This window comes from uncultured Caulobacter sp. (genome assembly GCF_937900395.1).
Lineage (GTDB): Bacteria > Pseudomonadota > Alphaproteobacteria > Caulobacterales > Caulobacteraceae > Caulobacter.
The window spans coordinates 24774-38859 of the sequence record NZ_CALCDX010000199.1 but is presented as its reverse complement, the minus strand read 5'-3'; the positions used below and the strand labels follow the sequence as shown (position 1 = coordinate 38859).

Below are 14086 nucleotides of genomic sequence, written 5' to 3'. Positions count from 1 at the left end.
TGCGAATCGAAGGAGAGTTTCCGGGCCCGCTTCAGCTTTTTCCAGAAGCTTTCGAAATCCGCCACCGGTTGAGCAGGGTTGATATCGGCCATGGTCATTGTAGTGAGCTCTTGTTTTGTGTAGCCTGTCATCTGGCAGGCCATGGCATTTACCTGGAAGATGTTTGACCGGGAGTCGATCATGAATACAGCCTCGTGGAGGTTCTCCAGGGAGAAATGGAAAAGGAGCAAATCCTTATCCGGTTCTGTAGATTTCAAACCTGGTTTTCCCATAATGCTGTGCGGAATGCTGTTCTATAAAGTTAAGTAATTGGCGTAAAATGCGTTTTTGGGTTCGGACCGATTGTCGTGCATTTGACTTTTATCCCCATTTGTATAAAAGACAAGCGGGTATCGTGCAGCAGAGTGATAAGCCTCTTTTTTATGGGACTGCGGATAATAACGATTGCCGGGTAAGATAAATACCTCAGAAAAAAAGCGAAAAAGCGGTTCCCTCGCCGGGCACGCTCTGCACTTTGATGGTGCCTTTGTGCAGCATCATGATCTGCTTGCAGAGGCTGAGGCCGATGCCACTGCCTGTTTTGCGGGTACTGAAGAAGGGGATGAAGATCTTGTCCATCAGCTCAGGCGCTATGCCACTGCCATTGTCCCTCACCACCATCACCACTTTTTGTTCCTGCTGCACCGCGGTGAGCGAGATGCGGGGCTGCTCCTCGTCCTTCACCGCATCCACGCCGAGCGCTTGGCCTTCGGTCGGGATGTTGTGGTCCGCCACGGCCAGCGTGCGGTCGGGACGGCGCACTTTGCGGCCGGCCGCGCGAAGGCCGGCGAAGGCCTGCGGCGTCGTCACCTCGTGGATCAGGTGCAGGTCGATATAGAGGATCGCCTCGCCGTCGTTTTCGCTGACGACGTGAGCGTCCCAGATCTTGTCGTAAAGAGTCTTGGCTGTGCGGGTCATGGCGCCTCGCATCTAGGCCTTCGCGACGGGCGCGTAAAGCGAGGAAGCGCCCAGAATCCTTTGTTCGATCGCCATGTGGCGAGCGTTCGTGCCCCTGCGGCTACGCCTGGGGCGGGCGCCGCGCACGTTTATTTCGTTTGCGCGGCGAAACGGTCGGACTACTTCGTCGCCTGCATGGCTTTCAGCTTGGCGTCGAACTCTTCGCCAGCCTTGTTGTAGTCCTTGACCGCGTTGTTGTACGCCTCGACCTCCGCCGGCGCGCCGTTCACCATTCCGGCCTGGTTGGCGTCCATTTGTTTAGAGGCCGCGTCCTGCTTGAGGTCTCGTTCGGCCTCCAGAGCGATGACCTTGCGTGTCAGGGCGAGCGCTTCGCCGACCGTCTCAGGGTCCTTGCCGCCCGGCGCTAGGATCAAGACGGCGTGCGCCCCCATCGGCGAGGCGGCCGCGGCGCGCGACAGCAGATAACGCGCGAAGACGGGGCGATCAGCGGGATCGAGGCGGTCCGATACGGACTGGATCTTGGCGGAATCGCCAAGCAACTCGGGGGTGATTTTGATGTCCTGGGGTTTGGGCGAACACGCGGCCAGAGCCAACCCGCAGGCGGCCACGATTACAAAACGCTTCATCATCTTCCCCCGGATGTCCAGCTTCGTGGGCCGGACAGGTGCAAGGAGCCTAGCGCATCGTTGACGGAGCGCAACTTGAGATAGGTGGAAACGACATAGGGCGCGCCAGCGGTTGGGCGCGCCCTAGCATCGTTTTCAGCCTTCGGGGGCCGATGGGCTCCGCCCGAAGAGGGCCGTCCGCTAGAAAGAAGACGGTCTGGAAGCCCGGGCGACAAGCGCCGGGGGTGAATTGATCATCTCACGGAACGAGGGTTTGTCAATCTTGGTGCGGATGCACGCAAGCTTGGCCGGTCATTCGCTTGTGCGAGCGAGAGGGGAGGCGCTCGCCGTCTCCAGCGGGGCCATGGCGGCGTACCGCGCGATCAGCGGATCGGCCGCCGCCTGCGCCAGGACCCAGTCCCGGAAGGCGGCGATCTTGCGCACCCGGGCCCGCTCGCTGGGATAGGCCAGCCAGTAGCCGCCGGCGTAACGGGCCACCACGTCGAACGGCATGACGAGGCGTCCTTCCGCCAGCTCGCGCGCGAAGAAGATGGGCGAGCCCAGCGCCGCGCCTTGATCGGCCAAGGCGCTGGCGACCTCCAGCGTCTGGGCGTCCGAGGTCAGGCGCGGGGCCAGGCGGTCGGAAATCCCGGTGACGCCGGCGGCGTGAAACCACTCCTCCCATTCCCGCGCCACGCCGACGCGGGGCGCGTCCAGCAGATCCTCGGGGCGAGAGAGCCCGCCGATCCGCTCCAGAAAGCGGGGCGAGACCAGGGGCGTCTGGACGGCCGGCACCAGGAAATGCGCGGTCATGCCGGCCCACCGTCCCTGCCCCCCGCGCAGCGCGACATCGAGGCCCTCGCGCGCCAGGTCGGCGACCCGGCTCGAGGCCTCCAACCGCACGGCGATGCGGGGATGCGCGATCTGGAACTCGCCCAGGCGCGGCGCCAGCCACTGGCCGCCCAGGCTCTGGACGGTCGTGATGGACAGCACGCCCTCCTCGGTCTCGACGAGGTCCGAGATGGTGGAGCGCAGCAGCGACAGAGCCTCGGTCGCCGCGCGGGACAGGCGCTCGCCCGCGGGCGTCAGGGTCACCTCGCGCGGCAGGCGGTTGAACAGGGGCTGGTCCAGCCTCTGCTCCAGGGCCTTCACCTGCCAGCTGACGGCGGCCTGCGTCATGCCCAGCTCGCCGGCGGCGCGGGTGAAGCTCTTCAGGCGAGCGGCCGCCTCGAACACGCGGATCGCGCTGAGGGGCAGGCGGGCGAGGATGTCTGACATAAGCGGAGCCTATGGATAGCCAAGGAGGCCGCGTTTGTCATCCGTTCGCCGAACGACGAATTTCCATGTGTTTCAGGCATAGGAAGACGGCCATGATGGACACCGCCCTCCAGACCCATAAGGAAAGCTCTTTCGGTTGGCTGCTAAGCCTCCAAGGCTTCTGGCGCGCTCTGCGCACGCCGTGCCCGCCTCGCAAGTATCCGCGCCTGCTCGCGCCCCGATGATCCTTCAGGCCGTCAAGCCAAAGAAAAAGGCCCCGGCGTTTCCGCCGGGGCCTCGATCTTTCGCGATGCGCTGAAGATTACTCTTCGGTCGCGGCGGCCTTCGGGCCACCGGCGCGCTCGGCGATACGGGCCGACTTACCGCGACGGTCGCGCAGGTAGTACAGCTTGGCGCGACGGACGACGCCGCGACGCTTGACTTCGATGCTTTCGATGCTCGGCGACAGCAGCGGGAACAGACGCTCCACGCCCTCGCCGAACGAGATCTTACGGACCGTGAAGCTCTCGTGGACGCCAGCGCCTTGACGGGCGATGCAGACGCCTTCGTAGGCCTGAACGCGCTCGCGCTCGCCTTCCTTGATCTTCACGTTGACGCGCAGGGTGTCGCCGGGACGGAAGTCCGGGATCGCGCGGGCGGCCAGCAGACGGGCCGATTCTTCTTGCTCGAGCTGAGCGATGATATTCGCAGCCATGATCTAATCTCCTTGGGCTTACCCGTTTTTCGGGTCGCCTTTTGCCTGTTGATTGGCGAGGTGGGCTTCCCAGAGATCCGGGCGCCGCTCGCGGGTCGTCTCTTCACGCATACGCTTGCGCCATTGGTCGATCTTCTTGTGATCGCCCGACAGCAGCACCTCGGGGATGTCGAGCCCTTCGAACGTCCGCGGTCGCGTGTACTGCGGATGCTCGAGGAGGCCGTCCTCGAAGCTTTCTTCCAGCGTGCTCTCGATATTCCCCAGAACCCCCGGGGCAAGTCGAACGCACGCCTCGATCACGACCATCGCCGCCGCTTCGCCACCGGCGAGCACGGCGTCTCCGACCGAGACCTCCTCGAACCCGCGGGCGTCGAGCACCCGCTGATCCACCCCCTCGAAGCGGCCGCACAGCACCACGATACCCGGCGCCTTCGACCACTCTCTTACGCGCGCCTGGGTCAGGGGCCTGCCCCGGGCGCTCATGTACAAAAGCGGCCGTCCGCCGACGTCCACGCTGTCCAGCGCAGAGGCGATGACGTCCGCTTTGAGCACGGCTCCCGCGCCGCCACCCGCGGGGGTGTCGTCGAGGAAGCCGCGCTTATCCTTGGAAAAGGCCCGAATGTCCAGCGTTTCCAGACGCCAAAGATCCTGCTCCTTCCAGGCCGTCCCGATCATCGAGACGCCGAGAGGGCCCGGAAAGGCCTCGGGGAACATGGTCAGAACGGTGGCGGTGAACGGCATGGGCGCTGTTTAGCCGCAGCGGGCGCGAGAGTCGAAGGGCCGCTTATTTACCCAAGGGGTTACCGGCTTGTTCACCAGGGACGTTCAAGGTTCCGGGACCTCGGTTGGATTGTCAGATGTCGCGCCTTACCCGCCTTTTCCGCCGTCTCGGGCGTGATGACCGGGGCGCGATCGCCATACAGTTCGCGCTGCTGGCCATCCCGCTGTCGATCCTGGTCTTCGCCCTGATCGACCTGGGCCGCATCAGCCTGCAGCGCCACCAGATGCAGGACGCGCTGGACGCGGCCACCCTGATCGCCGCGCGCTCGACGGCGGTGACGGACGCCGAGCTGGAAGCCGTCGGCGACCCCGCGTTTCTCGCCGAAGCCGCGGGCTTGAACCTCAGCCTCGCGGCGTCGAACGCCAGCTTCAAGGCCGGGACGGGCAACCACATCGTCGGGACCGCCACCGCGACGGTGAAGCCAATCATCGCCAATCTTTGGACCTCCGCCGATTTCAACGTGACCGCCACGTCCGACGTCATCCGTTCCTCCAAGAACCTGGAGGTCGCGGTGGTGCTGGACATCACCGGCTCGATGAGCGGGACACGGATCGCCGACCTGAAGACCGGCGCCTCCGACCTGGTGGACATCGTGGTCAAGGAGGACCAGGCGCCGTTCTATTCGAAGGTCGCCATCGTGCCCTATTCGGTCGGGGTCAATGTAGGGGGATACGCCGAAGCCGTCCGCGGCCCGGTCACCGCGCGGGCCATCACCGGCGTCAGCAAGGCGAACGCCGCCGTCGTGACCTCCAATGCGCACGGCTTCATCGTCGGAGACAAGGTGACGATCTCGGGCGTTTCCGGGCCAACCCTGCTGAACGGCAATACCTACAGCGTCACCGCCGCGTCCACGAACACCTTCACGATCAACGCCAACACCTCCAGCGCGCCGAAATATGTGTCGGGCGGCGTGGCGTCCTGCGACACCAGCACCAACCCAGGGTGCCTGAACTTCAGCTTCACCAGCGTCAACTTCACGAACGAGACGCGCAAGCTCAGCACCTGCGTGACCGAGCGGACCGGGACCTACGCCTATACCGACATCGCGCCCAGCGTCGCGCCGGTGGGCCGAAACTATCCGACCCCAAGCTCAAATCCCTGTCCCAGCGCCAGCATTACGCCCCTCTCCAGCGATCGCGATGCTTTGAAGAAGCAGATCAACGCCCTCTCGATCGGCGGCTCCACGGCTGGCCAGGTCGGCTTCGCCTGGGGCTGGTACATGGTCTCGCCGAACTTCGGCTATCTCTGGCCCTACGAAACTCAGCGCCCCGCGCCCTACAACACCAAGGACCTCGTGAAGGTGGTGGTGCTGATGACCGACGGCGCGTTCAACACGCCCTACTGCAAAGGGGTGATCGCCAAGGACGCGGGTTCGGGCAGCGGCTCGGCTAATGACCATATCAACTGCACAGCCACCAACGGAGACGCGTTCAGCCAGACGCGCAAGCTGTGCGAGGCCATGCATAACGATGCGTTGAAGCTGACGATCTTCACCATAGGGTTCGACGTTGGAAACGACGCCAACGCCGTCAACATGCTGAAGTACTGCGCCTCGGACGCTCAGCACTACTATTTCCCGGCAAACGGCTCGGAGCTGAAGACTGTCTTCAAGTCGATCGCCCAGGAAATCTCGTCGCTGCGGATCGCCAAATAGAAAAGGCGGCGACCGGATGGCCGCCGCCCCTGATGTCTGACGTCCGGATCAGGCCTAGGCCAGCTTGATCTCGCGCAGGCGCTGCTGAAGGAATTCGTCGGCGGTGATCGACTCCGGATAGCGATCCGGGTTCTCGGCCGTGACGCAGTTGGGCAGGGTCTTGATCTCGTAGTCCGACGCGAAGTGCAGGAAGAACGGCGTCGAATACCGCGCGAAGCCGCGGCGTTCCGGCGGCGGATTGACCACGCGGTGCACGGTCGAGGGCAGGACGTGGTTGGTCAGGCGCTCCAGCATGTCGCCGATGTTGATCACCAGGCAGCCGGGCGGCGGATTGATCGGCAGCCACTGGCCGTCGCGGTCCAGGACCTCAAGCCCGCCCTCTTCGGCGCCGAGCAGCAGAGTGATGGTGTTGATGTCGCCGTGGGCGCCGGCGCGCACGCCGGTGGCGTCCAGCGGGATCGGCGGGTAGTGCAGCAGGCGCAGCACGCTGTTGCCGTCCTGGATAGTCGGATAGAAGAAGTCGCGGTCCAGCTTCAGATAGGTGGCGATCGCCTCCAGCACCTTGCCGCCCATGCCGTCCAGAGCGTTGTAGAGCCAGCTGACGTCGTGCTTGAACGCCGGGATTTCGGTCGGCCAGACATTGTCGGCCATGTGGGCGCGGAAGCGGTGGCCGGGCGGCAGCTCGCGGCCCATGTGCCAGAATTCCTTGAGGTCGTAGTGGTCGGCGCCCTTGGCGGTCTCGACGCCGAACGGGATATAGCCGCGCGCGCCGCCCTTGACGCCGGCGTACTGCTTCTTGGTCTCGACGGGCAGGGCGAAGAAGGCCTTGGCCGCGTCGACGGCGGCGTCGATGCGCGCTTGATCCAGGTCATAGTCGGACAGGACCGCGAAACCGTAACGTTCGAAAGACGCGCCGAGCTCTTGCGAGAAGCGCGTGAAGTCCTTCGCGTACAGCGAGAAGGAAACCGGAGCGATGGCGGAGTTGGACACGTCGACGAGCCTTGGGTCTGCAAGCTTCTGAATGAGTAAGTTCCTTCTTACTACACCGCGCGACGACGGACGCGAAGAGCGTTCGTCTCGCCGACGGCGCGGGAGGGGAACTTGACCATAAGTCGGGCGTTTGCCCGTCAGACCTTGATCTACAACAAACGTACGAGGGTTGCGATGACGCGCAAGTTTGCTTTGGCCGCCGTTCTTGTGGGCGCGGGCGCCCTGGCCGCCTGCACGACCACCGACCCCTATACCGGCATGCCGGTCCGCAACAACACCGGCACGGGCGCGCTGGCCGGCGCCGGCGCCGGGGCGTTGCTCGGCTATCTGACCAACACCAACAAGGGCGAGCAGGGCCGTAAGAACGCCCTGATCGGCGCGGGGATCGGCGCCTTGGCTGGCGGCGCGATCGGCAACTACATGGATCGCCAGCAGGCCGATTTCCGTCGCAGCCTGGAAGGCTCGGGCGTGATGATCCGCCGAAACGGCGACCAGATCGTGCTCATCATGCCCAGCGACGTGACCTTCGCCGTCGATCGCTCGGACGTGCAGCCGCAGTTCACGCGGGTGCTGGACGACGTGGCGCGGACCTTGAACGCCTATCCCCAGACCACGATCGACGTCGTCGGCCACGCCGATTCCAGCGGACCGGACGACTACAATCAGGTTCTCTCGGAGCGCCGGGCCAGCGCCGTGGCGGGCTATCTGACGAACCAAGGGCGGGTGATGCCCGATCGCGTCTTCGTCGCGGGCATGGGCGAGCGCCAGCCGATCGCCGACAATTCCACCGCCGCGGGCCGCGCTCAGAACCGCCGCGTCGAGATCGTCCTGCGTCCCCTGACGCGTTAAGTCTCTGCCGCTTCGGGGCCCTTACGGGCACGAAGCGGTTGCTTTTCGCCGCTGTCGTCGCCAAGTCGTCACCTTCGAGCAATGCGAGGGCGAAGTGGCCAAGACAGCGAGCGATAGCGTCAGCCTGACGCGGCAGGCCTACGCCCTGACCGATGACCTGATGACGCCGAACGCGGCCGTCTACTGGGTCGATCTGCTGCTATCGGCCGCCTTGATGTGGGGCGGCTTTCTGCTGGCCGCGACCACGTCGAACCTGGCGGTCGGTCTGGTCGCGGGTCTGGTCAGCGTGCTGGCGCTCTTTCGCGCGCTGAGCTTCATTCACGAGCTGACCCACATCCGCGACGACGAGGCGCCGGGTTTCCGCGTGGGCTGGAACGTTCTGGTCGGCGTGCCGCTGATGACGCCGTCGCTGATGTACGAGGGCGTGCACAACGTCCACCACGTCAAGGACCGGTTCGGCACGGCGCTGGATCCTGAGTACATGCCGCTCTCGCGCTTTACGCCGCTGTCGCTGGCCGGCTTCCTGTTCGTCGCCCTGCTGGCGCCGATCGGCGTGCTGATCCGGTCGGCGATCATCATCCCGCTGTCGTTTCTGGTTCCGCCGCTGCGCCGCGTGCTCAAGCAGCGCTTGTCGGCCCTGATCATCAATCCCGACTTCGTGCGCGAGGACATGGCCAAGATGCGCCCGGCCTGGCTGGTCCAGGACATCGCCTGCTGGCTGTGGTCGTGGGGGCTGATCGCCGCGACGATTGCCGGCGCGCTGCCGATCCGCTTCGTGCTGACGGGCCTGGCGATCTTCTCGCTGGCCACCTTCGTCAATCAGGCCCGGACCCTGGTCGCGCACCACTGGGACAACGACGGCGGCAAGATGAGCCTGGACGAGCAGTTCCTGGACTCGGTCAATGTCCCGCCGCCGAACCTGGCGTCCGAACTCTGGGCGCCTGTGGGCTTGCGCTACCACGCTCTGCACCATCTGCTGCCCAAGCTGCCCTACCACAATCTTGGCAAGGCCCACGCCCGGTTGGCCCAAGCCCTGGCGCCGGACTCGCTGTATCATCGCGCTTCCCAGAAGGGCCTGTTCGAGGCTCTGACGGCCTTGTTCCGCCGCGTGGCGCAAAAGCCCGCCGCGGTTTCTCAAGGGCCGCGCGCCGCCGAATAGCTGTGAGCGCTCGACAAGGCCAAGTTCTGGCGGCATGAGACCTATGCGGTGGCGGGGCGATGTTTTCCCGTCGCCATCATGTCGAGCGTCCTATGTCGCTTTCCTTGTCGCTTCCCCGGCACCAGGCTGGCACCCGCGTATCGCCGGGGCGGCAAGGCGTCGCCGATTTCGCCGAGGCGATCGCCCCCGTCTTCGACACTCGCCTTCGCGACGTCGCGGCGTCAGGCCCGGATCTGTGGATCAGCAGCGTCAACGTCGGCCCCATGCTTTTGGGCTACGCCCACATGAGCGGCGGGACCTACAGCTATGGGCGCGACCATAGGAAGGTCGCCGCGACCGGTCTCGACCTCATCCTCGTCCAGATCATCGCCGAGGGCGGCGATCGCCGAGAGGCTTACCGCGGCGAGGTGGAGGCTTCGGTCGGGGACGTCTGCCTGCTGGATCTGACGCGGCCGTTCCATTCGGAAGCTCAGGCCTGCGGAAACTTCAATCTGGCTATTCCTCGCGAGGCCCTGGCGGCGCGCGACCGTGACCTCGACGACCTTCATGGTCGCGTCCTGAGACGCGACACCGCCGCGGCCCGGCTGTTCAAGAGCCATGTCGAGACGCTATGGAGCTTTGCCGGAGAGCTCTCCATGGCCGACGCCCCCATCGTTGGACGAACCACCATCGATCTGCTCGCCGGGCTGGCCATGCCGGCGTCGGGCGATCCGGCCGCCCGGGCGGCGATCGCGGAATCGCAGCTGGGCCGCATCCGGCGCTTCATCGACGCCAACCTGGACGATCCGTATCTGGGCGCCGAGGTTTTGTGCCGGCGGTTCGGTCTTTCGCGGGCCTCGCTCTATCGCCTCTTCGCGCCGCTGGGCGGGGTCCGCGAGCATATTCAAAATCGTCGCCTGCGCCGGGCGTTCGACGCCTTGACCGATCCTTCGCTGAGCCACCTGCCGCTGAGCCAGGTTGTCGAGGGGCACGGCTTCTCGGCCTGGTCCAGCTTCGCGCGGGCGTTCAAAGCCAGGTTCGGGCTTGCGCCCGGCGAGGCGCGCGAGATCGGCGCGGCGGCGGCTCTGCACGCCAGCGCCGCCCAGGCGCGCGGCCAAGGGCTACCCGATTGGCTCCGCGCCCTGGATGGCGCCGACCTCTAGCCCTATCCCGCGCCTTCCTGCTGGGCCCGCTCGCGCAGTTCCTCGTCGAGGCTGGCGGTGTCCCACGCGCCGCCGGCGTCCCCGGGGCGCATGCGGTGCAGGTCGGCGTCCAGCAGCCGGTCCATGGTCTGGGCCGCGTCGCGCGAGGCCAGGATATAGGCCTCCTCCTGGCCCCACATGGGGCGCAGCTCCTCGAACATCCGGCGATCGTGGCGGCGGAAGAAGGCGGCCGCCCGATGCGCGCGGTGAGCCCGGAAGCCCAGCTTCTGCAGCGCCGTGGCGCCCAGCGCGAGGGCGGATTCGAAGGTCTCGCGCTCGACCGCGTCGGCGCCGTTGGCCAGCAGGTCGTAGGCGTGCCGGCGATCCCAGGCCCGGGCCAGGATGATCAGATCTGGAAACGCCTTGCGCGCGGTCTCGACCAGCTCGACCGTCTTTTCGCGGTCGTCCAGGGCGACGATCAGCATCCGCGCGCGATCGGCGCCCGCTTGCCGCAGCAGATCCAGGCGCGTGGCGTCGCCATAGTGCACGCGGCGGCCAAAGCGGCGCAGCAGCTCGATCTGCTCGATATCGCTGTCCAGCACCGTCGACTTGAACCCATTGGCCGACAGCATGCGTCCTGCGATCTGCCCGAAGCGGCCAAAGCCGGCGATGATGATGTCCGGCTCGCTCTCGTCGAAATCGCCGGTGTCGGGGACGACGTCCGGGATAGCGGCGTCCATCAGGGCGGCGACGCGCTCGTAGAGGATCATCGCCACCGGAGTCAGGGCCATCGAGACGGCCACCGCGGCGGTCAGCAAGGCCGCCAGCGACGCGCCGATCACGCCGGCGCCGACCGTGAAGCTCAGCAGCACGAAGGCGAACTCGCCGCCCTGGGCCAGCGCCGCGGCCACCGCCATGGCGCCGCGCTTGGGCGCGCCGAACAGCAGGGCCAGGCCGTAGAGCACCAGGAACTTCAGGGCCATCAGGCCCAGGACGAGTCCGACGAGCAGCAGCGGCTGACGCGCGATCAGCGGCAGGTCGACGCCCGCGCCGACGGTGATGAAGAAGAGGCCCAGCAGCAGGCCTCGGAACGGCTCGATGTCCGTCTCCAGCTCGCGCCGGAACTCGCTCTCGGCCAGCACGACGCCGGCCAGGAAGGCGCCGAGGGCCGGGGAAAGGCCGACGATCTGCATCAGGCTGGCGACCGCCACGACGATCAGCAGCGCCGAGGCGGTGAAGATCTCGCGCAGGCGCGCCTTGGCGATGAAGCGGAAGACGGGGCGCACCAGGTAGCGACCGCCGCCGACCACGGCCGCGACCGCCGCGAAGACCGACAAGCCCTGGGCCCAGACGGGCAGGTGGGTGACCAGGTTTCCGCCGCCATGGCCGCCATCGGCGTGAGCCGCTGGGGCGACCGTGGCCAGCAGCGGGAGTAGGGCGAACAGCGGAATGACGGCCAGGTCCTGCAGCAGCAGCACCCCGAACGCCGCGCGGCCGACGGGACCCTGCCTCAGGCCCTTCTCATCCAAGGTTTGCAGAACGATCGCGGTCGAGGACATCGCCAGCACCAGACCGACCGCCAACGCCGTCTGCCAAGGCAAGCCCAGCGCCAGCGCGGCCGCGGCGATCGCGATCGCCGTTCCCACCACCTGCGCGCCGCCGAAGCCGAAGATGGCCTTGCGCATGTCCCACAGCATCGTGGGTCGCACCTCGAGGCCGATCAGGAACAGCAGGATGACGACGCCGAACTCGGCGAACTTCATGACGTCGGCCTGGGCGCCGACCAGCGACAGGGCGTAGGGACCGATGACGACGCCCGCGATCAGGTAACCGAGCACCGAGCCGAGGCCGAGCCGCTTGGCGATCGGCACCGAGACGACGGCCGCGCCCAGATAGACCAGGGTCTGGGTGAGGAAGTTTTCCATCTGTCCCTAGGCCTCCGCGCGAGCCGGCAAGAGCGACGCCACCCGCGCCTTGTAGCGTTCGGCTTCGGCCTTCAGGGCGGCGTCGTCTTTCACGGATGCGCCATGCACGACGAACGGCGTCTCCCATTCCATCCCGCACAGGTGGGCGGTCTGCTCCAGCGGACGCAGGAATTCATCCATGCTGAAGCGATTATAGCCATGGGCGTGATAGGCCTTGGCCGAGCCGCCCGTGGTGCAGGCCACGAACAGCTTCTTGCCCTTCAGCGCCTCGCCGCCCTCGCCATAGGCGAAGCCATGCAGCCAGACGATGTCCAGCCACTCCTTCAGAAGGGAGGGCGTCGAGTACCAGAACAGCGGGAACTGCAAGGCGACGACGTCGTGGGCCACGAGGGCGGCCTGCTCGGTCTCGATATCGACCACGAAGTCCGGATAGGTCTCGTACAGATCCTTGAAAGTGACGCCGGAGAGGCTCTTGGCCGCCTTGGCCAGGGTGCGATTGGCGCGCGAGCGTTCAAGCGCCGGGTGGGCCAGCACCAGAAGCAAGCCTGAGGTGGCGGGCGTCATCGAGCCGGTGTTAGCGTCGGACATCAGGCGGCCCTTCCGGAAAAACAATTCATCAAGGGTTGAATTTCTTCATGGCTCGGGCGACACGGTTCGCCAAACACCCGACTAGCAGGTCGGGACAAGGGAGACACCATGGTCGACAAGGTGAAGAAAGACGCCGTCGAGGCCCTGGCCGGGCTGCTCAAGGACGGCATGACCATCATGGCCGGCGGCTTTGGCCTCTGCGGCATCCCGGAGAACCTGATCGCGGCGATCCGCGAGGCGGGGGTGAAGGACCTCACGGTCGTCTCCAACAATTGCGGCGTCGACGGCTTCGGCCTGGGCATCCTGCTGGAAAATCGCCAAATCAAGAAGATGGTCTCGTCCTATGTGGGTGAGAACAAGCTGTTCGAACAGCTCTACCTCTCCGGCGAACTGGAGCTGGAGTTCAATCCGCAGGGCACGCTGGCCGAACGGATTCGTGCGGGCGGCGCGGGCATTCCCGCCTTCTTCACGCGCACCGGCTACGGCACCCTGGTGGCCGAGGGCAAGGAGGTTCGTGAGTTCGACGGCGAGATGTACGTGATGGAGCGCGGCCTGACCGCCGACCTCTCGATCGTCAAGGCCTGGAAGGGCGACGCCGAGGGTAATCTGATCTACCGGAAGACCGCGCGGAACTTCAATCCGATGATGGCCACGGCCGGCCGCGCCACGGTGGTGGAGGTCGAGGAGCTGGTCGAGATCGGCGCCCTCGACAAGGACGCGATCCATACCCCCGGCATCTATGTCGACCGCATCATCAAGGGCGCCAAGTTCGAAAAGCGCATCGAGCGGGTCACCACCCGCCCCCACGAGCAAAAGACTCAGGAGACCGCGTAATGGCCTGGACCCGCGACGAGATGGCGGCCCGCGCCGCCAAGGAGCTGCAGGACGGCTTCTACGTGAACCTCGGCATCGGCATCCCGACCCTGGTCGCCAACTACATCCCCGAAGGCATGCACGTGACGCTGCAGAGCGAGAACGGCATGCTGGGCATGGGTCCCTTCCCCTATGAGGGCGAGGAAGACGCCGACCTGATCAACGCCGGCAAGCAGACGATCACCGAGCTCGACAGCAGCTCCTACTTCAGCTCGGCCGACAGCTTCGCCATGATCCGCGGCGGGCACATCGCCCTGTCGATCCTGGGCGGCATGCAGGTGGCCGAGAACGGCGACCTCGCCAACTGGATGGTGCCCGGCAAGATGGTCAAGGGCATGGGCGGGGCCATGGACCTCGTCGCCGGGGTCAAGCGCGTGGTGGTGGTCATGGACCATTGCGAGAAGTCCGGCGCGCCCAAGCTGCTTAAGCGTTGCACCCTGCCGCTGACCGGCGCCGGCGTCGTCGATCTGCTGATCACTGAGCTGGGCGTCTTCGAGATCAACCGAGGCAAGACGCCGGTCCGGCTGATCGAACTGGCGCCGGGCGTGAGCGTCGATGAGGTCAAATCCAAGACCGAGGCGGCTTTCGAAGTCGCGATTTAGCTAGGCTTCT

15 protein-coding genes are annotated in these 14086 nt (G+C 65.8%); 6 read left to right on the top strand and 9 right to left on the bottom strand.

The window, feature by feature from the left end; all coding sequences use genetic code 11:
- The 6 genes from Q0379_RS17745 to trmD all read right to left on the bottom strand — a co-directional run.
- On the bottom strand, positions 1 to 182 hold a 182-nt coding region (locus tag Q0379_RS17745; RefSeq protein ID WP_299014589.1), incomplete at its 3' end, for a PAS domain S-box protein.
- Between the two features lie 283 nt (positions 183 to 465).
- Positions 466 to 957 carry an ATP-binding protein gene (locus Q0379_RS17740; RefSeq protein WP_299014586.1) on the bottom strand — a complete coding sequence of 164 codons (492 nt, stop codon included), beginning with the start codon at positions 955 to 957 and terminating at the stop codon, positions 466 to 468.
- Between the two features lie 158 nt (positions 958 to 1115).
- Positions 1116 to 1583 carry a hypothetical protein gene (locus tag Q0379_RS17735; protein WP_299014583.1) on the bottom strand — a complete coding sequence of 156 codons (468 nt, stop codon included), beginning with the start codon at positions 1581 to 1583 and terminating at the stop codon, positions 1116 to 1118.
- Positions 1584 to 1874: 291 nt separating this feature from the next.
- Positions 1875 to 2840, bottom strand: coding sequence for a LysR substrate-binding domain-containing protein (locus Q0379_RS17730; protein ID WP_299014580.1), 966 nt, complete (start codon positions 2838 to 2840; stop codon positions 1875 to 1877).
- A gap of 301 nt (positions 2841 to 3141) precedes the next feature.
- Positions 3142 to 3534 (bottom strand): 50S ribosomal protein L19, encoded by a 393-nt coding sequence (gene rplS / locus Q0379_RS17725; protein ID WP_066681315.1) that lies wholly within the window; start codon positions 3532 to 3534, stop codon positions 3142 to 3144.
- 18 nt (positions 3535 to 3552) lie between these two features.
- A complete protein-coding gene (gene trmD / locus Q0379_RS17720; RefSeq protein WP_299014577.1) occupies positions 3553 to 4275 on the bottom strand; it encodes a tRNA (guanosine(37)-N1)-methyltransferase TrmD in 723 nt (240 codons plus the stop codon).
- Between the two features lie 116 nt (positions 4276 to 4391).
- Here trmD and Q0379_RS17715 point away from each other — a divergent pair, with 116 nt between their 5' ends.
- Positions 4392 to 5969 (top strand): ubiquitin-activating E1 FCCH domain-containing protein, encoded by a 1578-nt coding sequence (locus tag Q0379_RS17715; protein WP_299014575.1) that lies wholly within the window; start codon positions 4392 to 4394, stop codon positions 5967 to 5969.
- A 54-nt stretch (positions 5970 to 6023) separates the two neighbouring features.
- On the opposite strand, the gene Q0379_RS17710 is transcribed toward Q0379_RS17715, so the two are convergent.
- Positions 6024 to 6959, bottom strand: a complete 936-nt coding sequence (locus Q0379_RS17710; protein WP_299014572.1) for a 2-oxoglutarate and iron-dependent oxygenase domain-containing protein — start codon at positions 6957 to 6959, stop codon at positions 6024 to 6026.
- A gap of 174 nt (positions 6960 to 7133) precedes the next feature.
- Here Q0379_RS17710 and Q0379_RS17705 point away from each other — a divergent pair, with 174 nt between their 5' ends.
- The 3 genes from Q0379_RS17705 to Q0379_RS17695 all read left to right on the top strand — a co-directional run bounded on the left by Q0379_RS17705 (position 7134) and on the right by Q0379_RS17695 (position 10109).
- Positions 7134 to 7808, top strand: a complete 675-nt coding sequence (locus tag Q0379_RS17705; RefSeq protein WP_299014569.1) for an OmpA family protein — start codon at positions 7134 to 7136, stop codon at positions 7806 to 7808.
- A 94-nt stretch (positions 7809 to 7902) separates the two neighbouring features.
- Positions 7903 to 8967: a fatty acid desaturase gene (locus Q0379_RS17700; protein ID WP_299014563.1), complete on the top strand. Its 1065-nt coding sequence runs from the start codon at positions 7903 to 7905 to the stop codon at positions 8965 to 8967.
- A gap of 92 nt (positions 8968 to 9059) precedes the next feature.
- Positions 9060 to 10109: a helix-turn-helix domain-containing protein gene (locus Q0379_RS17695; RefSeq protein WP_299014560.1), complete on the top strand. Its 1050-nt coding sequence runs from the start codon at positions 9060 to 9062 to the stop codon at positions 10107 to 10109.
- A gap of 2 nt (positions 10110 to 10111) precedes the next feature.
- On the opposite strand, the gene Q0379_RS17690 is transcribed toward Q0379_RS17695, so the two are convergent.
- Both Q0379_RS17690 and Q0379_RS17685 read right to left on the bottom strand, forming a co-directional pair.
- Complete coding sequence (locus Q0379_RS17690) at positions 10112 to 12013, bottom strand: monovalent cation:proton antiporter-2 (CPA2) family protein (RefSeq protein ID WP_299014558.1); 1902 nt, start codon at positions 12011 to 12013, stop codon at positions 10112 to 10114.
- 6 nt (positions 12014 to 12019) lie between these two features.
- Positions 12020 to 12601 (bottom strand): NAD(P)H-dependent oxidoreductase, encoded by a 582-nt coding sequence (locus Q0379_RS17685; RefSeq protein ID WP_299014553.1) that lies wholly within the window; start codon positions 12599 to 12601, stop codon positions 12020 to 12022.
- 108 nt (positions 12602 to 12709) lie between these two features.
- On the opposite strand from Q0379_RS17685, the gene Q0379_RS17680 reads away from it, so the two are divergent.
- Positions 12710 to 13435, top strand: a complete 726-nt coding sequence (locus Q0379_RS17680; protein ID WP_299014550.1) for a CoA transferase subunit A — start codon at positions 12710 to 12712, stop codon at positions 13433 to 13435.
- Positions 13435 to 14076, top strand: a complete 642-nt coding sequence (locus Q0379_RS17675) for a 3-oxoacid CoA-transferase subunit B (protein WP_299014548.1) — start codon at positions 13435 to 13437, stop codon at positions 14074 to 14076. Before Q0379_RS17680 ends, Q0379_RS17675 begins: the two co-directional genes overlap by 1 nt.
- Positions 14077 to 14086 lie beyond the last annotated feature (10 nt).